Annotated in this window: 25 protein-coding genes; 8 read left to right on the top strand and 17 right to left on the bottom strand. The window is 68.5% G+C overall.

Going from position 1 to position 25,012, the window contains the following annotated elements; all coding sequences use genetic code 11:
• Nucleotides 1-46: 46 nt before the first annotated feature.
• The 9 genes from ACZ42P_RS07010 to ACZ42P_RS06970 all read right to left on the bottom strand — a co-directional run bounded on the left by ACZ42P_RS07010 (nt 47) and on the right by ACZ42P_RS06970 (nt 10,517).
• Nucleotides 47-1,159 carry a nucleotidyltransferase domain-containing protein gene (locus ACZ42P_RS07010; protein WP_464896845.1) on the bottom strand — a complete coding sequence of 371 codons (1,113 nt, stop codon included), beginning with the start codon at nt 1,157-1,159 and terminating at the stop codon, nt 47-49.
• Nucleotides 1,149-2,060 (bottom strand): HprK-related kinase A, encoded by a 912-nt coding sequence (locus ACZ42P_RS07005; RefSeq protein ID WP_464896844.1) that lies wholly within the window; start codon nt 2,058-2,060, stop codon nt 1,149-1,151. Before ACZ42P_RS07005 ends, ACZ42P_RS07010 begins: the two co-directional genes overlap by 11 nt.
• Nucleotides 2,061-2,070: 10 nt before the next feature.
• Nucleotides 2,071-2,352 carry an HPr-rel-A system PqqD family peptide chaperone gene (locus tag ACZ42P_RS07000; RefSeq protein WP_464896843.1) on the bottom strand — a complete coding sequence of 94 codons (282 nt, stop codon included), beginning with the start codon at nt 2,350-2,352 and terminating at the stop codon, nt 2,071-2,073.
• Between the two features lie 4 nt (nt 2,353-2,356).
• Nucleotides 2,357-3,016, bottom strand: coding sequence for a hypothetical protein (locus tag ACZ42P_RS06995; protein WP_464896842.1), 660 nt, complete (start codon nt 3,014-3,016; stop codon nt 2,357-2,359).
• Between the two features lie 199 nt (nt 3,017-3,215).
• Nucleotides 3,216-4,076, bottom strand: a complete 861-nt coding sequence (gene prmC, locus ACZ42P_RS06990; protein WP_464896841.1) for a peptide chain release factor N(5)-glutamine methyltransferase — start codon at nt 4,074-4,076, stop codon at nt 3,216-3,218.
• Nucleotides 4,076-5,158 carry a peptide chain release factor 1 gene (gene prfA, locus ACZ42P_RS06985; protein WP_464896840.1) on the bottom strand — a complete coding sequence of 361 codons (1,083 nt, stop codon included), beginning with the start codon at nt 5,156-5,158 and terminating at the stop codon, nt 4,076-4,078. Before prfA ends, prmC begins: the two co-directional genes overlap by 1 nt.
• Complete coding sequence (gene hemA, locus ACZ42P_RS06980; protein WP_464896839.1) at nt 5,155-6,405, bottom strand: glutamyl-tRNA reductase; 1,251 nt, start codon at nt 6,403-6,405, stop codon at nt 5,155-5,157. The genes prfA and hemA overlap by 4 nt, the downstream gene beginning before the upstream one ends.
• 212 nt (nt 6,406-6,617) lie before the next feature.
• Nucleotides 6,618-9,320, bottom strand: coding sequence for a cation-transporting P-type ATPase (locus ACZ42P_RS06975; protein ID WP_464896838.1), 2,703 nt, complete (start codon nt 9,318-9,320; stop codon nt 6,618-6,620).
• 123 nt (nt 9,321-9,443) lie between these two features.
• On the bottom strand, nt 9,444-10,517 hold the full coding sequence (locus ACZ42P_RS06970) for an SGNH/GDSL hydrolase family protein (protein ID WP_464896837.1): 1,074 nt from the start codon (nt 10,515-10,517) through the stop codon (nt 9,444-9,446).
• Nucleotides 10,518-10,783: 266 nt separating this feature from the next.
• Here ACZ42P_RS06970 and ACZ42P_RS06965 point away from each other — a divergent pair, with 266 nt between their 5' ends.
• Nucleotides 10,784-12,271, top strand: coding sequence for a protein adenylyltransferase SelO (locus ACZ42P_RS06965; protein WP_464896836.1), 1,488 nt, complete (start codon nt 10,784-10,786; stop codon nt 12,269-12,271).
• Between the two features lie 157 nt (nt 12,272-12,428).
• Here ACZ42P_RS06965 and ntrC read toward each other — a convergent pair whose 3' ends face one another.
• From ntrC to ACZ42P_RS06935, 6 genes are all read right to left on the bottom strand, one after another.
• Nucleotides 12,429-13,847, bottom strand: a complete 1,419-nt coding sequence (gene ntrC / locus ACZ42P_RS06960) for a nitrogen regulation protein NR(I) (protein WP_464896835.1) — start codon at nt 13,845-13,847, stop codon at nt 12,429-12,431.
• A 9-nt stretch (nt 13,848-13,856) separates the two neighbouring features.
• A complete protein-coding gene (gene glnL, locus ACZ42P_RS06955) occupies nt 13,857-14,927 on the bottom strand; it encodes a nitrogen regulation protein NR(II) (RefSeq protein ID WP_464896834.1) in 1,071 nt (356 codons plus the stop codon).
• Between the two features lie 46 nt (nt 14,928-14,973).
• Entirely contained in the window at nt 14,974-15,423 is a 450-nt protein-coding gene (locus tag ACZ42P_RS06950) for a DUF4124 domain-containing protein (protein ID WP_464896833.1), read from the bottom strand.
• Nucleotides 15,420-15,917, bottom strand: a complete 498-nt coding sequence (locus ACZ42P_RS06945) for a DUF4124 domain-containing protein (RefSeq protein WP_464896832.1) — start codon at nt 15,915-15,917, stop codon at nt 15,420-15,422. Before ACZ42P_RS06945 ends, ACZ42P_RS06950 begins: the two co-directional genes overlap by 4 nt.
• Nucleotides 15,918-16,089: 172 nt before the next feature.
• Nucleotides 16,090-17,499: a glutamate--ammonia ligase gene (gene glnA / locus ACZ42P_RS06940; protein WP_464896831.1), complete on the bottom strand. Its 1,410-nt coding sequence runs from the start codon at nt 17,497-17,499 to the stop codon at nt 16,090-16,092.
• Nucleotides 17,500-17,645: 146 nt separating this feature from the next.
• On the bottom strand, nt 17,646-18,833 hold the full coding sequence (locus ACZ42P_RS06935) for a cation diffusion facilitator family transporter (RefSeq protein ID WP_464896830.1): 1,188 nt from the start codon (nt 18,831-18,833) through the stop codon (nt 17,646-17,648).
• 72 nt (nt 18,834-18,905) lie between these two features.
• Here ACZ42P_RS06935 and ACZ42P_RS06930 point away from each other — a divergent pair, with 72 nt between their 5' ends.
• From ACZ42P_RS06930 to ACZ42P_RS06915, 4 genes are all read left to right on the top strand, one after another.
• The gene (locus ACZ42P_RS06930; protein ID WP_464896829.1) at nt 18,906-19,355 is read left to right on the top strand and encodes a rhodanese-like domain-containing protein; all 450 of its coding nucleotides are present in this window, start codon (nt 18,906-18,908) and stop codon (nt 19,353-19,355) included.
• Nucleotides 19,356-19,451: 96 nt separating this feature from the next.
• Nucleotides 19,452-20,258, top strand: coding sequence for a shikimate dehydrogenase (gene aroE, locus ACZ42P_RS06925; protein WP_464896828.1), 807 nt, complete (start codon nt 19,452-19,454; stop codon nt 20,256-20,258).
• 8 nt (nt 20,259-20,266) lie between these two features.
• Nucleotides 20,267-20,968, top strand: coding sequence for a monofunctional biosynthetic peptidoglycan transglycosylase (gene mtgA / locus ACZ42P_RS06920; RefSeq protein ID WP_464899377.1), 702 nt, complete (start codon nt 20,267-20,269; stop codon nt 20,966-20,968).
• Nucleotides 20,965-21,420, top strand: a complete 456-nt coding sequence (locus ACZ42P_RS06915) for an HPP family protein (protein WP_464896827.1) — start codon at nt 20,965-20,967, stop codon at nt 21,418-21,420. Before mtgA ends, ACZ42P_RS06915 begins: the two co-directional genes overlap by 4 nt.
• A gap of 3 nt (nt 21,421-21,423) precedes the next feature.
• On the opposite strand, the gene ACZ42P_RS06910 is transcribed toward ACZ42P_RS06915, so the two are convergent.
• Together ACZ42P_RS06910 and ACZ42P_RS06905 are read right to left on the bottom strand one after the other, a co-directional pair.
• Nucleotides 21,424-21,615: a hypothetical protein gene (locus ACZ42P_RS06910; RefSeq protein WP_464896826.1), complete on the bottom strand. Its 192-nt coding sequence runs from the start codon at nt 21,613-21,615 to the stop codon at nt 21,424-21,426.
• Nucleotides 21,616-21,619: 4 nt separating this feature from the next.
• Entirely contained in the window at nt 21,620-22,273 is a 654-nt protein-coding gene (locus ACZ42P_RS06905; RefSeq protein ID WP_464896825.1) for a ComF family protein, read from the bottom strand.
• Between the two features lie 129 nt (nt 22,274-22,402).
• Between ACZ42P_RS06905 and ACZ42P_RS06900 the strand changes: the two genes are divergently transcribed.
• The 3 genes from ACZ42P_RS06900 to bioF all read left to right on the top strand — a co-directional run bounded on the left by ACZ42P_RS06900 (nt 22,403) and on the right by bioF (nt 25,012).
• The gene (locus ACZ42P_RS06900) at nt 22,403-22,789 is read left to right on the top strand and encodes a hypothetical protein (protein WP_464896824.1); all 387 of its coding nucleotides are present in this window, start codon (nt 22,403-22,405) and stop codon (nt 22,787-22,789) included.
• Nucleotides 22,782-23,774, top strand: coding sequence for a biotin synthase BioB (bioB, locus tag ACZ42P_RS06895; RefSeq protein ID WP_464896823.1), 993 nt, complete (start codon nt 22,782-22,784; stop codon nt 23,772-23,774). Before ACZ42P_RS06900 ends, bioB begins: the two co-directional genes overlap by 8 nt.
• A gap of 77 nt (nt 23,775-23,851) precedes the next feature.
• The gene (bioF, locus tag ACZ42P_RS06890; RefSeq protein ID WP_464899341.1) at nt 23,852-25,012 is read left to right on the top strand and encodes an 8-amino-7-oxononanoate synthase; all 1,161 of its coding nucleotides are present in this window, start codon (nt 23,852-23,854) and stop codon (nt 25,010-25,012) included.

Genomic DNA, 25,012 nt, shown 5'->3' with positions numbered 1-25,012 from the left:
TGGCTCCGGGAAAGGTGTCGAATACCCGACAAACTTAATCGGGATTTTAGACTTTGTCAAGCGCCCGGTCGGGTTTTTCCGCCCGGCGCCGCTGCCAGTCCGGCAGCGCCTTGCGCACCAGGTGGGGCAGGAGCAGGTGGGGCGGCATGCGCAGCCAGTGGCCCCGCACATAGAGGAGGAAATGGGCTAGGCCCGTCAGGGGGCCGCGGCAGCTGGCGTGTTTCGGGCGAAAGCCTTCCCGGGCCAGCCAGTCCATGACCCACCCCGCCGGCTGCGGCGGCGCGTCTTCTGCCGCGGCGGCCATCACCGCCGGCGGGATGGGGCTGCCCAACAGCCGGTGGGCGTAGCGCAGGCCGTAGTACAGGGGGCGGGCCAGATCGAGTGCCCGTGCCCGGGGCACGAGATCCTGCCAGAAACCGGGCTCCGTCCGGGCGAAATGGCGCAGCAGGGTGTCGAAGTCCAGCAGATCGCGCAGGGCCCGGTCGGTTTCCCCTTCGTGGAACAGATGGGTGGCGCAGTGGATCACCAGATCCGCAGGCGCCGGCACCAGGAAACCGGGTGCCCGGATAGCGGGCCGCGCGGCCGCGAGAATCTTTTCCGGGTCCGGCCGGTAACGGGCGGTAAGCGGCAGGATGGAGTGGTGCAGGTCGATCACCGTCTGCCGCCGCACGTGCTCCAGCGGGGGAACCTCGTGCATCCACTGGCGGTAATAGCGCTGGTCGTAGGCATCGAGCTTCATGGGGGCCCAGCCGTGGTCCAGCAGGGCCTGCTCCACGATGTCGAGCTGCGTCCGGGGTACGAGCAGGTCCACGTCGTGGAACAGGCGGCCCCGGGCCGCAGGCAAATCGCCCGCGACATAGGCCGCCCCCTTGAGCAGCAGCACCGGTGCGCCCGTTTCGGCCACTGCCGCGCGGATACACGCCAGCTCCCACTCCAGGGCCTGGGCCAGACGCCGCGCCACCACGATCGCGGCCTCGAAATGGCGCCGGGCCGCCGCCGGTACCGCGGCCAGTGCCTGGGCCTCCTCCAGCACCAGCGCGAGACGGCCGGTGAGGCCCGCCCGGCGCGCCTGGCGCAGGGCCAGATCCCATTGGGCGGGCGCCAGGGTGCGGGCCTCGGCCGGCGTGTTCAGCAGGCGCAGCAGCAGGTCAGTCGCCATGGGCAAGCCGGGTGAACGTGGCCAGGGCATCCTCCAGCCGGCTGTACTGGAAATCGAAGCATTGCACCGAGGCGATGAGGCGGGCCAGGGTGTCGTAGCCGCGGCTGCCCAGGACGCTGTAATTGAAGGCGTTGCGGGCGAATTCCAGCAGGGCGTGACCCCGGGGGTGGGGGGTGAGCCGGGGGGCGGCATCCGGCACATAGCGGGGAAAGATCACCCAGGCGGGCCGGGCGGGTTCGTCCATGCGCGCCACGCTCTCCCGAGGGGGTTTCATGTGGGCCACCGTGCCCTTGAGGGTGTCGTGGGCGGGCGGGCCGAACATCGCCTCGGGCGCCCAGGCCCGCAGGAGGGGCAGGGACGTGTTCTTCAGGCTCACGGGCCGGGCCAGGCCGTGGACCAAACCGGTGTCCGGGTCGATCAGGGTGAGCTCGTCCGACAGCAGTCGCCAACCCCGTTGCACCAGGGCGGCGGTGAGGGTGCTCTTGCCGGAGCCGGGCGGCGCCGGCAGGATGGCTGCACGTCCCCCACGTTCGATCACCGCCGCGTGGAGCACGAGAAACCAGTGGGCATGGTTGGCCACCGCCCAGTTGAGCCCCCATTCCAGCATGGGGAAGGCGTGATCGTAGGGCAGGGGCTTGAAGGGCACGAAATCGTCGAAGGCGAACTGGACCTGGGGGCGCCACCAGCGGCGCAGGCCCGCCGGCCGGAACAGCCGCACGTGGAAATCGCAGAAGGCTTCCCCGTCCACCACGGGATGGTCGGCATAGAGCAGGGGCAGGGTGTGGACGACGGCGGGCAGGCGGCTGCGGATCCGCACGGTGAGGGGGCCCGTGCGCAGACACAGGCCGGGGCCGGCGAGCCGGCGGCGGATGTCCTCCGGGGGGAGCTCGCGCAGGTTCAACAGAGCAGGGCTACTCGGCTTCGGCGAGATGCGCGCGGGCGAGGGCGGCCAGGGCCTTTTCCAGGGCTTCCCGCTCCTCGCGGGCCAGTGCCGCGGCGGGGCGGTCGGCCAGCGCGCGTGCCAGTTCGTCCAAGTCCATGGGATGTTCCAGGAGGCAGGATAGGACCTGGCCGGTGAAGGGGTCAAGCAGATGGGTATCGCCGCTGGCGGCGTGGAACACCGTGTAGCCGTCCTCCCAGGCGGTCAGGCGCACGCCGTGGGCCGGATTCACCCGCCAGCGCGGCTTGGTCATGGCGCTACCTGTAATTGCCGTGGGCGTCGTAGCCGCAGTAGAGGCGGCTGTACTGGTCCCACTCGCTCTTGAGCTGGGTGAGAGCAGCCCCGCAATCCAGCGCCGCGGCATCGAAGGCGGTCTGGTAGGCATTGATCACCTTCTGGGGCGTGTCGTAGAGGGGCAGATAACGCCAGGCAAAGGTCGCCGCGTTGAGGAGGGCAGCCACGGCATGAAAGGACGCGTTGCGCACCTTGGAGTAGTAGTCCTGCTTGTTGCAGTTGGCCGGGATGGTCACGAGCTCGAGCTTCAGGGACTGCTTAGCCACCTGTCCCAGCGTGGCGTTGTTCTTGAAGACATTCCGCCCGAATACGGTATTGAACACCATGTCCGGCAGATACAGGTTGTCCGTGAGCTTGCCCCACACTTCCGGATGCTGGCCCCAGTAACCCGGGCTGCAACCACACTGGGTGTTGTCCTGCTGATGGGAGAGGTTGCCGGACAGGATGGCCGAGCGGGTGCACTGATTGCCGCCCCCCCTGCTGCCACCCAGCACCGGGTGGCTCACCAGGGTGAGGATGACGCCGGAGCCGGCCAGGCCCGCGCCGGTGAAACGGCGCCGGCTCTGGTCCACCTGCTGCGCTGTGGAGGGGTTGTCCCGTTTGTCCTGTTCCTGCTCTGCCATGAGTCACTCCCTGGGTCCGGGGCCAGACCGGACAAGACCCCAGACCAAGCCTTGCCGGACCCCGTTCACATGATCGTATGCAAGAATCGCGCCATGTTCCGGCCCCGCGCCTGGAGGCCAGTCGTCACAGGCACTTAGCATCGCAGGCGGGGCTCGACCGGGGCGCTCTGTCCCTGCGCCTGTAAAGTTTTCCGACACCTCAGGCGAGCCTTCCGCCCGTGACCCGCTCCCGGTCTCCCAGATCCCGCCGGCTGGCGATGGCCCCGAAGCCGGCTTTGGCCAGACGCGCGCGACAGGCGGGGCCCTGGTCCCACCCATGTTCCAGCAGCAGCCAGCCGCCCGCTACCAGGTGACGGGGCGCGCCGGCGATGATGGCGTCGAGGGCATCGAGCCCCGCCGGTCCGGCGGCGAGGGCCATGCGCGGCTCGAAGCTGACATCGCCCTGGGTGAGGTGGGGGTCGTCTTCCGCCACGTAGGGCGGATTGGCCACGATGAGCTGGAAACGGGCCTCCGTCCCCAGGGGTGTGAACCAGTCCCCTTCCAGGAAGCGGACCTGGGGGAGTGCCAGCCGCCGGGCGTTCTCCCGGGCCACGGCCAGCGCCCCGGGGGAGCGGTCCACGGCGGTGACCCGCGCCGCGGGACGGTGCCGGGCAATGGCCAGCGCCACTGCGCCGCTGCCCGTGCCGAGATCGAGAACCGACCAGGGCTTGCCCTCCGGAATGAGAGCAAGCGCCCACTCGACGAGCAGTTCCGTGTCCGGTCGCGGAATCAGCACTTCGGGCGTGACCCGAAGCTCAAGCCCATAGAACTCCCGCCGCCCCAGGATGTAGGCCATGGGTTCGCCCCCAAGCCGGCGGGCGAGCAGCGCTTCGAAGGCCGCCAGCGCCGGTGCCGCCAGGGGCTCGCGGCCATGGGCGATGAGCCAGGCGCGGGGGCGTCCCAGGGACTCGGCAAGCAGGAGCTGGGCTTCCAGGCTCGCACTGTGGGCATCCAGCGCCAGGGTTTGGGCCAGCGCCGCGCGCGCCCGGCCCAGCACCTGGTCCAGGGTGAATGGGGTCATCAGGCCGCTTCGCCGAGACTGGCCAGCTGGTCGGCCTGGTGCTGGCTCAGCAGGGCCTGGATCAGCTCGTCCAGGTCCCCTTCGAGAATCTGGGGCAGTTTGTAGAGGGTGAGATTGATGCGGTGATCCGTCACCCGCCCCTGGGGGAAGTTGTAGGTGCGGATGCGCTCGGAACGGTCCCCGCTGCCGATCAGGGATTTGCGGGTGGCGGCCTCCCGGGCCTGCTGCTCCCGGCGTTTCATGTCCTTGAGGCGGGCGGCCAGGATGGCCATGGCCTGGGCCTTGTTGCGGTGCTGGGAGCGGTCGTCTTGGCATTCCACGACGATGCCCGTGGGCAGGTGGGTGATGCGCACGGCGGAGTCCGTCTTGTTCACGTGCTGACCGCCTGCCCCGGAGGCGCGGAAGGTGTCGATCTTGAGCTCCGCGGGGTTGAGATCCACGTCGCCGATCTCATCGGCCTCCGGCAGCACGGCCACGGTGCAGGCGGAGGTGTGGATGCGTCCCTGGGCCTCGGTTTCCGGCACCCGCTGCACGCGATGGCCGCCGGACTCGAATTTGAGTTTGGAATAGGCGCCGGGGCCGCTGATGCGGGCGATGATTTCCTTGTAGCCGCCCACCTCGCCATCACTGTGGGAGAGCACCTCCACCTTCCATCCCTGGCGCTCCGCATAGCGGGAATACATGCGGAACAGGTCACCCGCGAACAGGGCCGACTCATCCCCCCCGGTGCCCGCCCGGATCTCCAGGAACACGTTGCGCTCGTCGTTCGGGTCGCGGGGCAGCAGGGCCTTCCTGAGTTCCAGTTCCAGTTCCTGAAGTCTTCCCTCTGACGCCGCCAGCTCGGCCTCCGCGAAGGCCTTCATTTCCGGGTCCTTGAGCATCTCGCGCGCCGTGGCCTGGTCCTGCAGGGTCCGCTCATAGGTGCGGAACAGTTCCACCACGGGCGCGATCTCGGCGTGTTCCCGCGACAGCCGGCGATACTGCTCCAGGTCCGCGGTGGCGTCCGCGGCACTGAGGCGCTGGTTGAGTTCCTCCAGCCGGCTGGAGAGCTGGCGCAGGCGGGCAAGCAGGGCGGGTTTCATTCAGAATGCAGGTGGTAGAGGCGGCGCAGCCAGTTTTCAAGCGCCTCCCGCTCTTCCGGACGCACGTGATGCAGGGCATCGGTGGGGCCGTGGAGCAGCTTGTTGGTGAGGGCGCGGGACAGATGCTCCAGCACCAGCGCGGGATCGTCGCCGCGGGCGAGGTGCTTCAGGGCGCGCTCCAGTTCCTGGCGGCGGAAGCGTTCGCCGTGGTCGCGCAGGGCGCGGATGGTGGGCACCAGCTCCCGGCTCCTGACCCATTCCATGAAGCTTTGCACCCGGCTTTCGATGATGGCTTCGGCCTGCTCCGCAGCCGCCCGCCGGCTGCCCACCCCTTCCTGCACGATGTGGGCGAGATCGTCCACGGTATAGAGGAAAACATCCGGCAGGTCGCCCACCTCCGGCTCGATGTCCCGGGGCACGGCCAGATCCACCATGAACATGGGCCGGTGCCGGCGCTGTTTGATGGCCCGCTCCACCATGCCCTTGCCCAGGATGGGCAGCGGACTCGCGGTGGAGCTCACCACGATGTCGTAGTGGTGCAGGGCCTCGGGCAGCTCGTTCAGGGTGAGGGTGGCACCGTTGCACCGGCGGGCGAGCAGCTGGGCGCGCTCCACCGTGCGGTTGGCGATGGTGATGCGGCGGGGGTGCCGGGCCGCGAAATGGTCCAGGCACAGCTCGATCATTTCCCCGGCGCCGATGAACAGCACCGCCTGTTCGGCGATGCTGGGGAAGATGCGTTCCGCGAGGCGCACCGCCGCCGCCGCCATGGAGATGGAGTTCGCGCCGATCTCGGTGGTGGTACGCACCTCCTTGGCCACGGCGAAGGTGCGCTGGAACAGCTTGTGCAGCAGCGTGCCCAGGGTGCCGGCGGCTTCCGCGGTGCGCACCGCCTGCTTCATCTGGCCCAGGATCTGCGCCTCGCCCAGGACCATGGAGTCGAGCCCGCTCGCTACCCGGAAGGCGTGTTTCACCGCCTGTTCCTGGGGTAGGGTGTAGAGGTAGGGGTCGAGGCTCGCGCGCGGCAGCCGGTGGAATTCCGAAAGCCAGTCGATGGCCTGCTCCGGCGCTTCGGTGTTGCAGTAGATCTCGGTGCGGTTGCAGGTGGAGAGGATGGCCGCTTCCTTCACCGCCCGGCGCGAGGCCAGGTCGTGCAGGGCCGGCTCGAGCCGGTCCGAGGGAAACGCCACCTGCTCGCGAATGGCCAGCGGTGCCGTCTGATGGTTGATGCCGAAGGCGAAGAGCTGCATGGCGCGCAAAAACGGCGGGATGCCGCAAAACGCTTCATTTTACCGCTTTTTCATCAAAGCCCTGAGGCGGCCGCGCCGGGCGGCCGGCGCGGCCTGCGGCGAAACGGCCGGGACAGACGCCCGCCGCCGGCAAAGCCTGCTCCGGGTCCCCTGCGCCCCTCAGGATTGGCGCCCCCGGTGGCGGGGTGCGGGCTGCCGGCCACCTCGCCTCATCATGGCCTTGCGATGCGACGCACCACGGCCTTCTCCAGTTCCACGAACAAAAGCACGGCGAGGCCGAACACGAGGATCCGGCCCCAGGCCGCACCGTCGAGGGGGGCCGTGTGGAACAGCCGCTGCATCGGCGGCGCGTAGGTGAAGGCAAGCTGCAACGCCAGCAGCAGGGCGATGGTCACCGGCACCCAGCGGTTGCCGGTCAGGCCCTCCCAGGGCGAGACCGGCCGCACCAGGCGGCGGCAGTTGAGAAGGTAGAACGCCTCGCCCACCATGAGCAGGTTGACCGTGGCGGTGCGCGCCACCTCCACCGGCGTGCCGCGGGCGAGCTCCCACAGGAACAGTCCCAGGCTGCCGCCCACCAGCAGCACGGACACGAACCCCACCCGCCACAGCATGAAGGGCGAGAGCACCGCCTCGCGCGGGTCGCGCGGCGGGCGGCGCATGATGTCGGCCTCCGCCGGTTCGAAGGCGAGGGCCAGCGCCAGGGTCACGGCGGTGACCATGTTCACCCACAGGATCTGCACGGGCGTGACGGGCAGCACGTGCAGGCCCAGGATCACCGCCGCCACCAGCACGCCCGCCTGGGCGCCGTTGGTGGGCAGGATGAAGACGATGGCCTTGCGGATGTTGTCGTAGATGGTGCGCCCTTCCTCCACCGCCGCGGCGATGGAGGCGAAGTTGTCGTCGGCGAGCACGATCTCGGCCGCCTCCCTGGCGGCCTCCGTCCCCTTGCGGCCCATGGCCACCCCCACATCGGCCTGTTTCAGGGCGGGCGCGTCGTTGACGCCATCGCCGGTCATGGCCACCACCTCGCCGTTGGCCTGCAGGGCCTGGACCAGACGCAGCTTGTGTTCGGGGCTTGCTCGGGCGAACACCTCCGTCTCCTGGACCACCCGGCGCAGGGTGGCATCGTCCAGGGTTTCGATCTCGCTGCCCGTGAGCACGCGCACGCCACGATCCGGGCGCAGCCCCAGCTGGTCGCCGATGGCCCGCGCGGTGAGCGCATGATCGCCGGTGATCATGGCTACCCGGATGCCGGCGGCGAGGCAGCTCGCCACCGCCCGGCGGGCCTCCTCCCGGGGCGGGTCGCTCAGTCCCGCCACGGCCAGCAGCACGAAGCCACCGGCTTCCACGTCGGTGAAGCCGAGTTCCCGCTGGCCCGGCGCGGCCGGTTTCATGGCCAGCGCCAGCAGGCGCATGCCCTGTCCGGCCACGCGCTCCATTTCGTCGTGCCAGCGACGGGCGTCGAGGGGGCGCGGCCCGGCGGGCGTCCATTCCCGGTCACACAGGGCGAACAGGCGTTCCGGCGCGCCCTTGAGGTAGATCACGCCCCGGCCCGTGTGGTCGTGATGCAGCGTGGCCATGAAGCGGTGCTGGGACTCGAAGGGAATGACATCGGTGCGGGGCCAGGCCTCCGCCTCGAAGGCGGGATCTAGGCCGGTCTTCATGGCCAGGGTGAGCAGCGCACCTTCCGTGGGATCCCCCGACAGGCGCCACTCGCCGCCCTCCAAGTGCAGCGCGGCGTCGTTGCACAGCGCGGCGACCCGGGCGATCTCGGCCAGCACGGGCTCGGTCTCCGGCGCGATCTCACGCCCACCGGCGAGAAAGCCGCCCTCCGGCGCATAGCCCACACCGGTGACCTCGAAGGACTGTGGGGCGGTGATGAGCGCCTGCACGGTCATCTCATTGCGGGTGAGGGTGCCCGTCTTGTCCGAGCAGATCACCGTCACGGACCCCAGGGCCTCCACCGCCGGCAGGCGCCGCACGATGGCGTTGCGTCGCGCCATGGCCTGCACCCCGATGGCCAGGGTGATGGTGATGATGGCCGGCAGGCCCTCGGGAATGGCCGCCACCGCCAGGCCCACCGCCGCCAGGAACATTTCCGGCGCCGAAAAGCCCCCCAGCAGGGTGCCGTAGGCAAAGGTCGCGCCGGCGATGGCGAGAATGAGCAGCGTGAGCCGGCGTCCGAACCGCGCCATGCGGCGCAGCAGAGGCGTTTCCAGGGGCGCAACTTCGGCGAGCAGCGCACTGATGCGGCCGATCTCGCTGGCGGCGCCCGTGGCCACGACCACACCCATGCCCTGTCCCGAGGTCACCAGGGTGCCGGACCAGGCCATGGAGCTGCGGTCCCCCAGGGGTGCGTCGGCGGCAACCGGTGCCACCTGCTTGTCCACTGCCAGGGATTCACCCGTGAGGGTCGCCTCGTCCACCCGCAAGCCCTTCACCGAAAGCAGACGCACATCGGCAGGCACGCGGTCCCCTGCGGCGAGGAATACGATGTCGCCGGGCACCAGCTCGGCTGCGTCCGTTTCCTGCCGGCGGCCGTCACGCAGAACCTGGGCATGGGGCGAGAGCAGACCGCGGATGGCATCCAGCGCCGCTTCCGCCTTGCCTTCCTGAATGAAGCCGATCAGGGCGTTGATGATCACCACGCCCAGGATCACGGCTGCATCCACCCAGTGGCCCATGAACGCCGTAACCAGGGCCGAGGCCAGCAGAACATGGATGAGGACGTTGTGGAACTGGAGCAGAAAGCGCAAAAGCGGCCCGCGCTTTTTGGGCGCGGGCAGGGCGTTGGGGCCGAAGCGGGCGCGCCGCGCTGCGGCTTCCTCGTTGCTGAGGCCTTCACGGCGGGTGAGAAGCCGGGCGAGGACGGCATCGGCAGGCAGGGCGTGCCAGGGGGGTTGGCTGTCGGGCATGGCGGGCTCCGGGCAGGTGCCATTGTCGTTGTCTGCCCGGGGAAAGACCACCCCGGGGCAAGGAGGTTCTTTGTCCCGGGAGGCGCGAAGACCGTGCCGTCGCCGCGGAGCGACGGCAGGCGTTCAGGCGATGGAAGGCGTGGCGCCGCGACGGGCGCGCCAGGCCATGAGCACCAGCAGGCCAGCCGCCAGCAACGCCACGGAGGCGGGCTCGGGCACGGCGCGCGCCATCATGAGCCCCAGCCGCTCATGAAAGGCCGTGGTGGGATGGACGCCGTCCCAAAACACGGTGGTGTCCGGGTCACACAGGGGGTTCAGCAGACAGGGCGTGGTCACGTCGTACAGCCCGCTTGTGCGAATCTCCTCGAAGGCGGCGGCAGTGTCGAAGGGAATGATGCGGATTGCGGGGTCCGCATCCAGCCCCACCAGCTCGTAGGCCAGGAGGCTGTTGAAAATCATGGTGTAGGTGCTGAGCCCCCAGGCATAGTAGCTGCCATAGGTGCCATTCGCAGTGCCCAGCACCGCATCCGGGGTGAGGCCCAGATCTGGCAGGTTGGGCACGAGAAAGGTTTGCGCCCCCATGCCGGCCAAAGCAAGAATGAGGTTGTAGATATTGTTGGCCGCCGTGACTGCGGCGCCCCCGGCCACGAAGCTCACGACGGTCTGGTCGTTCTGGTTGACGCCGGGATCCTCCAGCGCGAGGTAGGCATCATTGGCGCCGCCCCAGAGGAAATACAGGGCGTTGGGATCTGCCATCCCGGAAGTGAGCCAGGCGAAGCCCCCCACCTGGTCGTCCATGCCCACATCAGGCAGCAACGGGTTGTAGCGGAAGGGCATGTAGTTGCGCCAGGTGGTGCCATCCCATTGCGTGACCGGCCCGGTGGCCGAGCCCAGGAACGCGAAGTTGGTGCCCGTCGGGTTGATGCTGCCGTCTGCCAGGATGACCGGCTGGGCAGTCAGTCCCAGCGCCCCGGCCAGGTATTCCACGGCCACCGGACCATTGGAGGCGCGGCCCGTCGCATAGGGGGGCGAGGGCGGGACTTCCGTTGTGCCGCCGGTCGCGTAATAGACCGCATTGCGCATATTGCCGGTGTCCGAGAGGCTGTCCCCGAAGACGTAAAGGGCGGTAAAGCCTGCGTGGGCGGTGAGGTGGGCACACAGGGCGGCCAGCATGGCCAGACCTTTCAGCAGTTTCATGTTCACTCCCGGAAAGTTTTCCAACAGAGACCAACCGGTTCATGAAGCACGCTTCATGCCACCCGCCGGGGCCGTCCACAAGCATCTGTCGCAAAAGCGCTTTTTCAGGGGAAGGGAATCCCATCGGCCACCCGATGTAAAAAAAACCGACAGGGGCCCGGCCATCGCCCCTCGATCGGGCATCGGGTGCCCCTGTGACCGACGGGGTGGAATTTCCGCAGCAGCGGACTTACCCTGCCAGAGCCCGTTCCTGCGTCGGATGCCCCATGATCGAGTTTCCCTTCGACAACACCTATTTCCGCGAACTCCCCGGCTTTTACGTGGAATGGCAGCCGGAAACCGTGCCGCAGCCGGTGCTGGTGTTCCTGAATGCGCCGCTGGCCGAAGAGCTGGGGCTCGATCTCGGTGCCCTGGATTCCGCCACGCTGGCGGCGCTGTTTTCGGGCAATGCCCTGCCTCGCGGCGCACAACCCATCGCCCAGGCCTATGCCGGGCACCAGTTCGGCAGTTTTTCCCCGCAGCTGGGCGATGGCCGCGCGCTGCTCATCGGCGAGGTGATCGACCGCAACGGCCAACGCCGCGACATCGCCTTCAAGGGTTCCGGCCCGACGCCGTTTTCCCGCCGTGGCGACGGCAAGGCCGCCCTCGGCCCGATGCTGCGCGAGGTGCTGGTGGGGGAAGCCATGCATGCCCTGGGCATTCCCACCACCCGGGCCCTTGCGGTGGTGGCCACGGGCGAGCCGGTTTATCGCGAGCGCATCCTGCCGGGCGCGGTGCTCACCCGGGTCGCCGCGAGCCACCTCCGCGTGGGCACCTTCCAGTATTTCTGGGCCCATGGCACACCGGACCAGGTGCGGCGCCTCGCCGACTATGCCATCGCGCGTCATTATCCGGAACTCGCGACGCGGGACGACCGCCATTTCGCGTTCCTGGCCGCGGTGGCGGCGCGCCAGGCCGCGCTCATTGCACGCTGGATGCACGTGGGCTTCATCCATGGCGTGATGAACACGGACAACATGACCATCTCCGGCGAGACCATCGACTACGGACCCTGCGCCTTCATGGAGGCCTACGATCCCCAGGCGGTGTTCAGCTCCATCGACCACATGGGACGCTACGCCTACCGGGAGCAGCCGCCCATCGCCCGGTGGAATCTCGCGCGCTTCGCCGAGACCCTGCTGCCCCTCATCAGCGACGACGAAGGTCACGCCGTGGCCCAGGCCACCCGCGTGATCGACGACTTCGTGATGCACTACGAACGGCACTGGCTCGCCGGGCTGCGTGCCAAGCTCGGGCTGGCCAGCGAGGCGCCGGCCGACCGCATCCTGGGCGAAACCTGGCTCGACCTGCTCGAGGCGCAACGGGTGGATTTCACCCTGGCCTTCCGCTATCTCGCCGATGCCGCGGCAGGCGATGAGGCCCGCCTGCGGGCACTGTTCCCGGGTCAGCCGGCTCTGGACCGGTGGCTGGAACGCTGGCGCGCCCGCTGCGCCGCCGAAGATGCCGGACGCGACGCGCAGCAGGCGGCGGCCGAGCGCGCGGCGCGCATGCGGCGGGTGAATCCCTGGATCATTCCCCGCAACCACCGCGTGGAGGAGGCACTGGCCGCTGCCCAAGCGGGCGAGCTTGCCCCCTTCCGGCGCCTGCTCGAAGCCGTGCGTCACCCCTTCGACGAAGACCCCGCCCACGCGCCCTTCGCCGAACCTGCACCGGCGGAATTCATGGCGGGCTTCCGCACCTTCTGCGGCACCTGAGGGCTTGCCATGCCCCTTGCCCGCTGCGCGGGTTGCCCGATGACCGCCCGTTTGAGCCGGGACGCCGACTATAAAGTAAAGACCTGACCCCATCGCGGGTGGCCTAAAGTAAAGACCTGACCCCATCGCGGGTGGCCATACGAAGGACGCGGCGGCGTCAGCCGGGCGTCTTGTCCCCGGGGTGGTCGTCGATCCCCAGTTCCTGGAGCTTGCGGGTGAGGGTGTTGCGGCCGATGCCGAGCAGGTGGGCCGCCTCGATGCGCCGTCCTCCGGTGTGTTCCAGCGCCTTGAGCAGGCAGGCCTTCTCGAAGCGCGCGAGGAGCGCTTCCATGATGCCGGTTTCGCCGCGGGCAAAGAGCGCGGCCACTTCCCGCTCCAGACTGGCCACCCAGTCGGTGGCAGCTTCCGCCGCCGTCCCGCCGCGCAGTTCCGGCGGCAGGTCGGCGATCTCGATGGTCTGTGCGGGCGCCATCACCGTCAGCCAGTGGCAGACGTTTTCCAGCTGGCGCACGTTGCCGCTCCACTCCAGGGACTGGAGATGTTTCAGCGCGGCATCGGAGATTTTCTTCGGTTCCACGCCCAGCTCGCGCGCGCTCCTGGCGAGGAAGTGGCGCACCAGCAGCGGGATGTCTTGCCGCCGTTCGCGCAGGGGGGGCAGGCGCAGGCGGATGACGTTGAGGCGGTGGAACAGGTCTTCCCGGAACAACCCCTGTTTGACCCGCTGCTCCAGATTCTGGTGGGTGGCGGCGATCACGCGCACATTCACCTGGATGGGCTGGTGGCCGCCGACGCGGTAGAACTGCCCGTCGGAGAGCACGCGCAACAGCCGGGTCTGCAGTTCCGGCGGCATGTCGCCGATCTCGTCCAGGAACAGGGTGCCGCCGTCGGCCTGCTCGAAGCGGCCGCGGCGCATGGTCTGGGCGCCGGTGAAGGCCCCCCGTTCGTGGCCGAACAGCTCTGACTCCAGCAGGTCGCGGGGAATGGCCGCCATGTTGAGGGCGATGAAGGGCCGATCGCGCCGGGGACTGTGCCGGTGCAGGGCGCGGGCTACCAGCTCCTTGCCCGTGCCGGACTCGCCGGTGATGAGCACCGTGGCGTGGGACAGCGCCAGCCGGCCGATGGCGCGGAACACTTCCTGCATGGCGGGCGCCTGGCCGAGTATCTCGGGGACTGCTTCTTCGGCCGCGTCCGACTGCGCCCCGGCGCGGCTCTCCTCCAGGGCGCGGCGAATCAGCCCCACCGCCTGGTCCACGTCGAAGGGCTTGGGCAGGTATTCGAAGGCCCCGCCCTGGAAGGCCGCCACCGCGCTGTCCAGATCCGAGTAGGCGGTCATGATGATGACCGGCAGGGTCGGGTGGCGTGCCTTGATCGTGTGCAGCAGATCCAGCCCCGAGTCACCGGGCATGCGGATGTCCGTGACCACTACTTCGGGTGTGGTACGTTCCAGGGCGGCGAGGGCGGCACTGGCGCTTTCGAAGGTCTGGTGGGGAATGTGTTCCCGCGCCAGGGCCTTTTCCAGCACCCAGCGAATGGAACGGTCGTCGTCGATGATCCAGACGGATTTCTGCTCGGTCATGCCAGGGGCCTATTCCGGATGAACGTAGGGCAAAAGCACCGTGAAGCAGGTGTGCCCGGGGCGGCTTTCACAGTCGATGATGCCCTGGTGCTGGGCGACATAGGTCTGGGCGATGGTCAGCCCCAGGCCGGACCCGTCCGGCTTGGTGCTCACCAGGGGATAGAAAATTTTTTCCCGCATCTCTTCCGGAATGCCCGGACCGTTGTCGATGATCTGCAGTGCCACCGCCAGCCGGAAGGCGCGCTTGCCGATATGGACGCGGCGTGCCACCCGCGTGCGGAAAACGATCTCGCCGTCGCTGCCCACGGCCTCCAGAGCCTGCGCCGCATTGCGCGCAATGTTCAGCACCACCTGGATCAGCTGTTCCGGATCGGCCGTGAGTTCCGGCAGACTCACGTCGTAATCGCGGCGGATGACGATCCCTTCCGGCCGTTCGGCGAGCAGGATGCTGCGCACCCGCTCCAGCACTTCGTGGACGTTGACCAGCGTGAAACGGGGCGCACGGTTGGGCGCCAGCATGCGGTCCATGAGGGACTGCAGCCGGTCCGATTCCTTGATGATCACCTGGGTGTACTCGCGCAGGCTCGCCCGGGGCAGTTCGTGTTCCAGAAGCTGTGCGGCGCCGCGGATGCCGCCCAGGGGATTGCGGATCTCGTGGGCCAGGTTGCGCAGCAGCTCGCGGTTGAACGCCTGCTGGAAATAGACGCGTTCCTCGCGCGCGATTCTCAGGTGCGGGTCCAGGGGCTTGAATTCCAGCAGCAGACCCTGCGCCGGCTGGGCCAGCGGCGTGATGGTGCAGGTCACCCGATGGCGGTTGGCGGGGGTGGCCAGGGTAAGCTCGTGTTCGGTGTAGCTCGCGCCCTCCGTGAGGGCGGTTTCCAGGGCGTTCACGAGTCCACCCGTCTCCACGAAAGCCTGGGTCAAGGGTTGCCCGCGCAGGGTGCGCAGGCTCAGCTCGAACAGATTCTCCGCCGCCGGGTTCATGTAGGCGACGCGCAAATCGGCGTCGAGCAGCATCACGGCGGTGGCGAGCTGCTCCAGTCCGACGGAAGCGAAGGGGGATTCGGCCGGCACGGTCATGGCGGGGAAAAACGAAGCAATAAGCGGACCAGGGCGGTCCGAAGGCTCAGCGGGCGAGACCCAGCTCCCGGCGCAGGGCGGCGATGTTGCGCTCGTGCAGGGCCACGGCTTCACGCAGGCGCTTGAGGCGTTCCTGGGTTTTCTGCGGGTTGCCCGCTTCTTCGGGCAGGCGCGCGGCCTCGCCCTCCTGCAGGGCGCGGCGCGCCTCGGCCAGGGCCCGCTGTTCGCTGGCGAGCTCGTCCTCCAGGATCCGGCGCCGCAGGTCGTCCCGCTGGCGCTGGGTTTGCGCGTCCACCCGGGGGAAGTTGCCGGGGCCCGGGTTGGCGCGGTTGCGCGGCGCCGGCGTCGGTTCGCCGATGTCCAGCTTGGTGGCGCCCTTGCGGGGAATGTTGGTGTAGGTGACCCGACCGTTCTCGTCCACGAACTTGTAGATTTCCGCGCCTGCCGGCCCGGTCGCGGCCACGAGCAGGACGAGCGGGACCGCGCCCCACCTCATCGCGGGCGCGCCTCGGGCGTCGGCGGCGCGAGGGTCTGGCCGCGCCCTTCCAGATCGGCGAGCTGGGCCTTGAGATCATCCAGTTCCTTCTGCCGGCGGTCCACTTCTTCCTGCAGCCGCTTCATCTTTTCCTCGTAGGCGGCGACGTTACGGCCGCGCGTGCCATCCTTGCGCACGAACACTTCCGGCTTGTCCGCCCCTTCCTGGTAGGCCTGCTTGGCCTCGGCCAGCGCCTTTTCCGCTGCAGCGATGCGCTGGCGCAGGGCTTCAATTTGCTGCTCGCGCTCATTTGCGGCGGGCGCCCGTGTCGGGCGCGGTTCCACCTTGGGCGCCGGGACGGTGGAGATTTCCGGCAGCTCTACCTTCTGGCCGCCCTTGATGGGCTTGTTGGAGTAGGTCACGTGACCACGCTCGTCCACGTACTTGTAGATGTCCGCACGCGCCGGCAGCGCGGCGGCGAGGAGCAGGAGCATGAGCAGGTGGCGTTGGGACATGGGACGCTCCGCCAGTGAGGGCAATCCAGTGTATGACAGGCGCGTGGGGCTTGCAACGCAGGGGGCCGGCCCGGAATGAACGGGGCCATGAAAAAGGGCGGGACCCTGCCCGCCCTTGGATGCCGTAACCCGGAAAAGGTTGCCCTGCTCCCGCGCGGGAGCAGGACCCGCCTCACAGGGAATAGTACATGTCGAACTCGATGGGATGGGTGGTCATCCGCAGGCGGGTGACGTCCTCCATCTTGAGCTCGATGTAGGCATCGATGAAGTCGTTGCTGAACACGCCGCCACGGGTGAGGAACTCGCGGTCCTTGTCCAGCGCTTCCAGGGCCTGATCCAGGCTGTGGCAGACGGTGGGGATCCTGGCCGCTTCTTCCGGCGGCAGGTCGTAGAGGTTCTTGTCCGCCGGGTCCCCCGGATGGATCTTGTTCTGGATACCGTCCAGGCCCGCCATCATCATGGCCGCGAAGGCCAGATACGGGTTGGCCGTGGGATCGGGGAAGCGCACCTCGATGCGGCGACCCTTGGGGCTGGCCACATGGGGGATGCGGATCGAGGCGGAACGGTTCTTGGCCGAGTAGGCCAGCATCACGGGCGCTTCGAAGCCGGGCACCAGGCGTTTGTAGGAGTTGGTCGCCGGGTTGGTGATGGCGTTGAGGGCACGCGCGTGCTTGATGATGCCGCCGATGTAGTAGAGCGCCAGTTCGGACAGCCCCGCATAGCCATTGCCCGCGAACAGGTTCTGCCCGTCCTTCCACAGGGACTGGTGGCAGTGCATGCCGGAGCCGTTGTCGCCGACGATGGGCTTGGGCATGAAGGTGGCGGTCTTGCCGTACTGGTGCGCCACGTTGTGCACCACGTATTTGAGGATCTGCGTCCAGTCGGCGCGCTTGACCAGTGTGTTGAAACGGGTGCCGATTTCGCACTGGCCCGCCGTGGCCACCTCGTGGTGGTGCACCTCCACCGGCACGCCCATCTCCTCCAGCGCCAGGCACATGGCGGAACGGATGTCCTGCAGGGAATCCACCGGCGGCACCGGGAAGTAGCCGCCCTTGACCTTGGGCCGGTGGCCGATGTTGCCCGCCTCGGTCTGCTCCCCGGAGGACCAGGCCGCCTCCTCGGACTGGATCTTCACCGCGCAGCCGGACATGTCGTCATGCCAGGTCACGGAATCGAAGATGAAGAACTCGGGCTCGGGACCGAAATAGGCCGTGTCGGCGATGCCGGTGGACTTGAGGTAGGCCTCGGCGCGTTTGGCGATGGAGCGCGGGTCGCGGTCGTAGCCCTTCATGTCGGCAGGCTCGATCACGTCGCAGGTGAGGATGAGCGTGGGCTCTTCCATGAAGGGGTCCATGTTGGCGGTGTCCGGATCCGGCATGAGGATCATGTCGGACGCCTGGATGCCCTTCCAGCCGGCGATCGAGGAACCGTCGAAGGGATGGCCCGACTCGAACTTTTCCTCGTCGAAGGCAGAAACAGGCACGGAGACGTGCTGCTCCTTGCCGCGGGTATCGGTGAAACGCAGGTCAACGAAGCGCACCTCGTTGTCCTTGATCATCTTCATTACGTCGGCGACCGCCATGGTTTTCTCCTCAAAGCAATGGGAAGGGACAGGGTGTTTCCAACTCTCGGGCTGGCGCTAAAGCAGGAAGCGTGCCAAGGCGGAAAACGAAACAAGCCATTGTGCCACAAATGCCTGGGAACCGCCCTTTGCCGCGGTGTGCACCATCATGGTGCAAGCTCATCGGCCGATGCACCAATCTGGTGATGGGGCGCGTGGAGATGGATGGCCCGGAACAGGGGGTCGTCCTGCAGGGTCCTGATGCGGTCCTTGAGGCGTCCCATGCGTGCCGGGTCCGCGCAGAAGTCTTCCGGCAGCAGGATTTCCGCCTCCACCTGCCCGTCCAGGTAATGGAACTGGACCCGCCGGGGCTCGGGGAGGGTGTCCCCCAGGGCGGCCCGCAGGCGCGCCAGGAGCTCGTCCCGGGGCGGCAGATGGGCCGAGGGTTTGACCAGGGCATCGTCCTCCGGGTCCACGTGTACCATCACGTCCAGCACGTCGTGGTTTTCCAGCACCCGCTTGCGGGCCCGCTCGGCGATGTGGTGGCCTTCTGAGACGCTGATCCTCGGATCCACCAGCACGTGGGCGTCCACCAGGGCCTGGTCGCCCATGCGCCGCGTGCGCAGCTCGTGCAGCCCGCGCACGCCCGGGGTGTTTTCCAGGGTGGCGCGGATGGCCGCCACCTCCTCGTCGGAAAGCGCCGTGTCGATCAGCTCGGACAGGGCCTGGAAGGCCATTTTCCAGCCCATGCGCACGATCAGGAAGGCCACCAAGAGCGCCGCCACCAGGTCCAGGAAGCGGTACCCCAGCAGGTTGCCGGAAATGCCCACCACCACGACCAGCGAGGAGGCCGCATCGGAGCGGGAGTGCCAGGCATTGGCCACCAGCATTTGGGAACGCAGACGGCGCGCCACCGCCATCATGTAGCGGAACAGGGCTTCCTTGCCGATCAGGGTGAGCAGGGCGATGTAAAGGGTGGCCACGTGCACCGGCTGGATCGCTGCCGGGTCCTGCAGCCGGGTGCCCGCGCCCCACAGGAGCAGCACGCCCAGTCCCATGAGCATGACGCCCAGCGCCAGGGTGGCGGCTGTCTCGATGCGGGCATGCCCGTAGGGATGGTTTGCATCCGCGTCCCGGCTGCCGTGGCGGTTGGCGAACAGCACCAGGAAATCGGAGAGCAGGTCGGAGGCCGAGTGCAGGCCGTCCGCCATCAGGGCCTGGGAGCGGCCCAGATACCCCACCACGATCTGCAGGAGGGTGAGGATCAGATTGACCGCGACGCTTACCCAGGTCACCCGCTGGGTGGCGCGGTAGCGGTCCTCGGCACGGAGGGGGCGTGTCTCGGCGGCGGGCACGGGCTGTAGGGCAGGGGCGGGAAAAATCTGACTTATACTCAAACCGGCTGGGGAGTGACAAGGAAAACAACGATGACGCTGAGCGAAATCCTGGCCCGGGCCCAGGAACGGGCGCGGGTCGCCCACCTGCCCTACGAGGGGGCCCTGACCCCGGTGGAGGCCTGGCAGGTCCTGCAGCTTGCCCCCCATGCGCGCCTGGTGGATGTGCGCAGCCGCGCGGAGTGGGATCTGGTGGGCACCATTCCCGGCGCGGTGCAGATCGAGTGGCAGACCTATCCCGGCTGGCATCCCAATCCCCATTTCCTGCAGCAGCTCAAGCAGGCGGTGGACCGGGAATCCCTGGTCATGTTCATCTGCCGCAGCGGCGGCCGCTCCCACCGGGCGGCCGAGGCCGCCACGCGCGAGGGCTGGCTCGACTGCTACAACGTGCTGGAGGGGTTCGAGGGTGACCGCGACAAACTCACCCAGCAGCGCACCGTCAACGGCTGGAAAAAGGCGGGACTGCCCTGGGTGCAGAGCTGAAAGGCAGCAAGGCCGGGTTGCACGATGCAAGTTACAAGGGGGGGCGGGGGCGGCTAGAATTCGCGGCTTGCGACTCACCCTGAAACTCGACTCCAGATGACCGACCGCTACGCCGTCTTCGGCAACCCCATCGGCCACAGCCTGTCTCCCCGCATCCATGCCGCGTTTGCGCGCGCCACCGGTCAGGACATGGTCTATGAGGCGCGGCTTGCGCCCCTGGACGGCTTCGTCGCCGCCGTGGAGGCGTTCCGGGCCGAGGGAGGCAGGGGCGCCAACGTCACCGTGCCTTTCAAGGTGGAAGCCTTCCACTACGCCCGCACCCTCACCGAGCGCGCGCGCCTGGCCCAGGCAGTGAACACCCTCAAGTTCGAAGGGACGGAGATCCTGGGGGACAACACGGACGGGGTGGGGCTGGTGCGGGACATCATGGTCAACCTCAGAGAGCCCATGGCCGGGCGCCGGGTGCTGCTCCTGGGGGCAGGGGGTGCGGCCCGGGGGGTGGTGGGGCCCCTCCTCGCCGAGGGGCCGGCCGAGCTCTTCATCGCCAACCGCACACCGGAAAAGGGCGAAGCGCTGGCCGCCCAGTTCGCCGGACTGGGACGGGTGGCCGGTGGCGGTTTCGACGCCATCCCGGGGCGTTTCGACATCGTGATCAACGCCACTTCCACCGGCCTCAGTGATGACATGCCGCCCCTGCCGGCGACGGTGTTCGCCCCACAGGCGCTCGCCTATGAGATGATGTACGGACGGGTCACCCCCTTCATGAGCTTCGCCGCCGCCCACGGCGCGCGTGTGGCCGACGGACTGGGCATGCTGGTGGAGCAGGCGGCGGAAGCGTTCTTCTGGTGGCGGGGCGTGCGCCCCGCGACCCGGCCGGTGATCGACGCCCTGCGCCAGGGGTGAGGCTCGTGCTGAAGGCCCTCTGGCGCTGGCTGTGGCGCGTGCTGGCCCTCGTCCTGGCCGGCGTGCTTCTGCTGCAGCTGTGGTTCTTCGCCCACGTGTGGTGGTACGTGGATCACAATCCCGCCACCACGGCCTTCATGGAGCGGCGCCTGGCCGAACTGCAGGCGAAGATGGGCGAGGATGCGGCACTCAAGCACCACTGGGTACCCTACGAGCGCATCTCCATCCATCTCAAGCGGGCCCTGATCGCCGCCGAGGACGCCAAGTTTCCCGAGCACGAGGGCTTCGACCTGGAAGGCATCGAGAAGGCCCTGGAAAAGAACGAAAAGAAAGGGCGCGTGGTGGCGGGTGGCTCCACCATCAGCCAGCAGCTGGCCAAGAACCTGTTCCTGTCCGGGAAGCGGTCCTACCTGCGCAAGGCGCAGGAGGCGGTCATCACGCTGATGCTGGAGAAAATGATGACCAAGCGCCGCATCCTGGAGATCTACATGAACGTCATCGAGTGGGGGGAGGGCGTCTATGGCGCGGAGGCCGCGGCCCGCCACTATTTCGGCACCAGCGCGGCGCGTCTCACGCCGGAACAGGCGGCGCGTCTGGCCGCCATGGTGCCCCGACCGCGCTATTTCGAGAAGCGCCCCAATTCCCCGTATCTGGCCCGGCAGACGGCGCGTATCCTGGCGCGCATGAATCAGGTGACGGTACCCCGATGAAGCGCTGGCTGCTTCCCGGGATCATGGCCACCCTGGCCACGGCCCTGCTGTTTGCCCTGCTGGCCAGTGGCACCAGTACCATCGTCGCCTCGACCTCCGTGGCGAGCACCGCCTTCGTGCTGTTCGCCGCGCCCGCCAGCCTGGCGGCCCGCCCCTGGAACACGCTGATGGGCCACCTGCTGGGGCTGGGCGCGGGGCTTCTGGTCCTGCCCCTGGCCGGGCTCGGCGTGCCGCCGGTGATTCCCTATTCCCTGTCCGTCGGGGTGTCGGTGGCGCTCATGCAGTGGGCGCGTGCCCCCCACCCGCCCGCCGCCGGGACGGCCCTCACCGTGCCCGCCGCCCATTACCACGGGGGCTTCACGTCCACCATGGCGCTCGTTCTCCTGCTCACGGTGGTGGGGCTCCTGCTGGTGCAGCGGCCGGTGCGCAGATACCTGCCGGCCGGGGAATGAGGCTCACGCCGGCCGGTCGTACACCGCCATGATGGAAACCAGCTCGGCCAGCACCGCCGCACGTTCCTCGGCGTTTAGCCCTTCCGTTTCGGGCACCGGCTCCCGGCTGGCGAGTGCCTGGATGATCTCCCGCACCCGGGCGCAACCCAGCTCGCAGATGCGGGTGACGGCCTGATCCACGCGCCGGCTGTCCACCGGCTTACCTCCTGGGGAGGGCGCGGGCCACCACCCACAGACTGACTTCCGCCGCCCCGGCGCGCTTGAGGGCGCGCGCCGCCTCACGCAGGGTGGCGCCGCTGGTCATCACGTCATCCACCAGGGCCACATGCAGCCCTGCCACGGTCTTGTCACAGGCGAAGGCGTCGCGCACGTTGCGGCTGCGCTCCACCAGGGAGAGCTGGGCCTGGGGGGCAGTGTCGCGGATGCGCCTGAGGCTGCCCGTCTCCAGGCGCACGCCCAGCTGGCGCGCCAGGGGGCGGGCGATTTCCGTGGCCTGGTTGAAGCCGCGGGCACGCGCGCGGGCGGGAAACAGGGGCATGGGCACGATGAGATCCGGCCGCGGCGCGTGGGCGACGGCGCGTGCGAGCCAGCTGGCCAGGAGGGGGGCCAGGGCGAGCTCGCCGCGGTATTTGAGGGCCTGGATCAGTTCGTCGGCGGGGAATTCGTAGCGCATCGCGGCGATGCAGCGGCTGTAGGGCGGTGGATCGCGCAGACAGTCGCCGCAGATGCGGTCCTCGCCCGGGCCGCCGCAAACCGGGCAGCCGCCGCGCTGGGCGGGCAGCTCGGCGCCACAGCGGGGGCATACCTGGCCCGGCGCCGTGGGCGCGCCACACAGGATGCAGTCGGATTGCACAAGTTTTGAACAGTTGTTCAAAAACGAGCGCACCGCGTTTGACAGTGGAGGCGAGATCATTGATTATCCGCGCTTTCCCGATGACCCATTGTAAGCCCGCGGGGGGGGCGGCTGCCAGCCGCCACGCGCATGAAAATCAAAAAAGCCATCACCGCCGAGCAATGCCGCCTCTCGGCTCAGCTGTTCAATCTGGCGACCATCGTCGCCGTGCTGGTGCCCATCCTGCTCATGCTGTGGGTGGGCGCGTCCATGTTCGTCTATGCCCAGAACGCCCACCATCCGGACGAGCGGGTGGCGCGCTACACCCGCCGCGCGGGCTTTCGGTTCTACGGCGTGGCGGGGGCGATGGTGATCTTCGGTCAGCCCATCGTGAGCTGGCTTGGTGGTCTGCACGGTGTGTTGGCCATCTGGGCGATCTTCGCCCTGACCCTGATTCCCCCCGCCGTGCTGGACATCCTCCGGGCGCGCCGGGAGGACTGGCGTGACATCATCGTGGAGGTACCGGTCAATGAGTGAAGTCGCAAGTCCCGCCCGCTGGACCGTGGAGGCGCTGGAGGCGCTGTTCGCGCTGCCCTTTGCCGACCTGCTGCATCGCGCCCAGAGCGTGCACCGGGCGCACTTCGACCCCAACGTGGTGCAGCTGTCCACCCTGCTTTCCATCAAGACCGGCGGCTGCCCCGAGGACTGCGGCTACTGCCCCCAGTCGGCGCGCCATGCCACGGGCGTGCCCAACGAGGAGCTCATGGATCTGGAATCGGTGCTGGCGGCGGCGCGGGCCGCCAAGGCGAGCGGTGCCACCCGTTTCTGCATGGGCGCGGCCTGGCGCAGTCCCAAGGACCGGGACCTGGAGCCGGTGCTGGAGATGGTGCGGCAGGTGAAGGCCCTGGGACTGGAGACCTGCCTGACCGCGGGCATGCTGCGGGAAGGTCAGGCGGAGCGGCTCAGGGAAGCCGGTCTCGACTACTACAACCACAATCTGGACACGGCGCCCGAGTTCTACGGGCGCATCATCACCACGCGCGACTATGCGGACCGGCTGGAGACCCTGGAGCGGGTGCGGCGCGCGGGACTCCACGTCTGCTGCGGCGGCATCGTCGGCATGGGCGAGTCCCGGCGGGAGCGCGCGGGGCTCATCGCCCAGCTCGCCAACCTGGATCCCCAGCCGGAATCGGTGCCCATCAACCTGCTGGTGCAGGTGGAGGGCACGCCCCTTTACGGCACCGAGCCGCTGGATCCCCTGGAGTTCGTGCGCACCATCGCGGTGACCCGCATCGCCATGCCGCGAAGCTTCGTGCGCCTGTCCGCGGGGCGGGCGCAGATGTCGGAATCCACCCAGGCCCTGTGTTTCCTGGCAGGGGCCAATTCCATTTTCTACGGCGACAGGCTGCTCACCACCGGCAACCCGGAGGTGGCCCGCGACCTGGCCCTGCTGGAAAAGCTGGGCATGCGACCCCTGGGCGGGGACGGCCCCTACCCGGGTGCGTCCCGGCCGACGGCCTGAGCCGGCGCGGCCGCCCGGGAGCTCCTGCGCGCGTTCCCGTCTGCCGCGTCCCATGGCTTTTCCGCAGCGGATGTTGCATGTCTTTTCCTGATCTCCCCGACGAGCTGAAGGAACTCGAAGCCCAGGGTCTGCTGCGCCGGCGCCGCATGCTCGAGAGTGCCCAGGGTGTCCACGTGCGCGTGGACGGTCGCGACTATCTGGCCTTCTGCAGCAATGACTACCTCGGTCTGGCCTCCCATCCGGCGCTGATCGACGCCGCCTGTCGCGGGGCGGCCCAGTATGGCGTGGGGGCGGGTGCCTCCCATCTGGTGGTGGGGCATTCCGAGGCGCACCACAGGCTGGAGCTGGCCCTGGCGGCATTCGTCGGCCTGCCGCGGGCGCTGCTGTTCTCCACCGGCTACATGGCCAATCTGGGGGTCGTCTCCGCACTGCTGGGACGCAACGACGTGGTGCTGGCGGACAAGCTCAACCACGCCTCCCTCAACGATGCCGCGCTGCTGTCCCGCGCCCGGTTCCTGCGCTACAGCCACCTGGATCTTGCGCAGCTGGAGCGGACCTTGGCCGCGGCCCGGGGCCGACGCAAACTGGTGGTGACCGACGCGGTCTTCAGCATGGACGGCGACATCGCTCCGGTGCCGGATCTGCTGGACCTGTGCGAACGCCACGACGCCTGGCTCATGCTGGACGATGCCCACGGCTTCGGCGTGCTGGGAGACAGCGGCAAAGGCGTGTTGGAGCATTTCGGCGTGATAAGCGACCGCATCGTTTACATGGCCACCCTGGGCAAGGCGGCCGGGGTGTTCGGTGCCTTCGTGGCGGGCAGCGAAAGTCTGATCGAAACCCTGATCCAGCGCGCGCGCACCTACATCTACACCACGGCCTTTCCCCCTTTGCTGGCCACGGCCCTCCTGGCCAGTTTGCACCTGTTCCGGGAGGAGGGCTGGCGCCGGGGTCAGTTGCGGGAGCTCCTCAGCTGGTTCAGGTCGCATCTCCGGGTCGAACGCTGGCACCTGCTGCCTTCCGACACGCCCATCCAGCCGCTCATCGTCGGTGACAACGACGAGACCGTGCGCCTGGCCGAGGCCCTGCGGGCCCAGGGCATCCTGGTGCCCGCCATCCGTCCGCCCACCGTGCCCAAGGGCCAGGCCCGCCTGCGCATCTCCCTGTCGGCGGCCCACAGCAGGGAAGACCTGCGGCGTCTGTGCGAGGCCCTGCAGGATGCGGAACGGACCCTGTAG

The organism is Thiobacter subterraneus (assembly GCF_055379455.1).
This window is presented reverse-complemented; position numbering and strand designations above follow the sequence as displayed.

Coding starts and splice junctions, on each gene's coding strand:
- bioF (WP_464899341.1), top strand. CDS start 23,852: ATGTCTTTTCCTGATCTCCCCGACGAGCTGAAGGAACTCGAAGCCCAG.
- bioB (WP_464896823.1), top strand. CDS start 22,782: ATGAGTGAAGTCGCAAGTCCCGCCCGCTGGACCGTGGAGGCGCTGGAG.
- glnL (WP_464896834.1), bottom strand. CDS start 14,927: ATGACCGTGCCGGCCGAATCCCCCTTCGCTTCCGTCGGACTGGAGCAG.
- ACZ42P_RS06950 (WP_464896833.1), bottom strand. CDS start 15,423: ATGAGGTGGGGCGCGGTCCCGCTCGTCCTGCTCGTGGCCGCGACCGGG.
- hemA (WP_464896839.1), bottom strand. CDS start 6,405: ATGCAGCTCTTCGCCTTCGGCATCAACCATCAGACGGCACCGCTGGCC.
- prmC (WP_464896841.1), bottom strand. CDS start 4,076: ATGACCCCATTCACCCTGGACCAGGTGCTGGGCCGGGCGCGCGCGGCG.
- ACZ42P_RS06915 (WP_464896827.1), top strand. CDS start 20,965: ATGAAGCGCTGGCTGCTTCCCGGGATCATGGCCACCCTGGCCACGGCC.
- ACZ42P_RS07010 (WP_464896845.1), bottom strand. CDS start 1,159: ATGGCGACTGACCTGCTGCTGCGCCTGCTGAACACGCCGGCCGAGGCC.
- ACZ42P_RS07000 (WP_464896843.1), bottom strand. CDS start 2,352: ATGACCAAGCCGCGCTGGCGGGTGAATCCGGCCCACGGCGTGCGCCTG.
- glnA (WP_464896831.1), bottom strand. CDS start 17,499: ATGGCGGTCGCCGACGTAATGAAGATGATCAAGGACAACGAGGTGCGC.
- ACZ42P_RS06930 (WP_464896829.1), top strand. CDS start 18,906: ATGACGCTGAGCGAAATCCTGGCCCGGGCCCAGGAACGGGCGCGGGTC.
- ACZ42P_RS06965 (WP_464896836.1), top strand. CDS start 10,784: ATGATCGAGTTTCCCTTCGACAACACCTATTTCCGCGAACTCCCCGGC.
- ntrC (WP_464896835.1), bottom strand. CDS start 13,847: ATGACCGAGCAGAAATCCGTCTGGATCATCGACGACGACCGTTCCATT.
- ACZ42P_RS06945 (WP_464896832.1), bottom strand. CDS start 15,917: ATGTCCCAACGCCACCTGCTCATGCTCCTGCTCCTCGCCGCCGCGCTG.
- prfA (WP_464896840.1), bottom strand. CDS start 5,158: ATGAAACCCGCCCTGCTTGCCCGCCTGCGCCAGCTCTCCAGCCGGCTG.
- ACZ42P_RS06975 (WP_464896838.1), bottom strand. CDS start 9,320: ATGCCCGACAGCCAACCCCCCTGGCACGCCCTGCCTGCCGATGCCGTC.
- aroE (WP_464896828.1), top strand. CDS start 19,452: ATGACCGACCGCTACGCCGTCTTCGGCAACCCCATCGGCCACAGCCTG.
- ACZ42P_RS06970 (WP_464896837.1), bottom strand. CDS start 10,517: ATGAAACTGCTGAAAGGTCTGGCCATGCTGGCCGCCCTGTGTGCCCAC.
- ACZ42P_RS06900 (WP_464896824.1), top strand. CDS start 22,403: ATGAAAATCAAAAAAGCCATCACCGCCGAGCAATGCCGCCTCTCGGCT.
- ACZ42P_RS06995 (WP_464896842.1), bottom strand. CDS start 3,016: ATGGCAGAGCAGGAACAGGACAAACGGGACAACCCCTCCACAGCGCAG.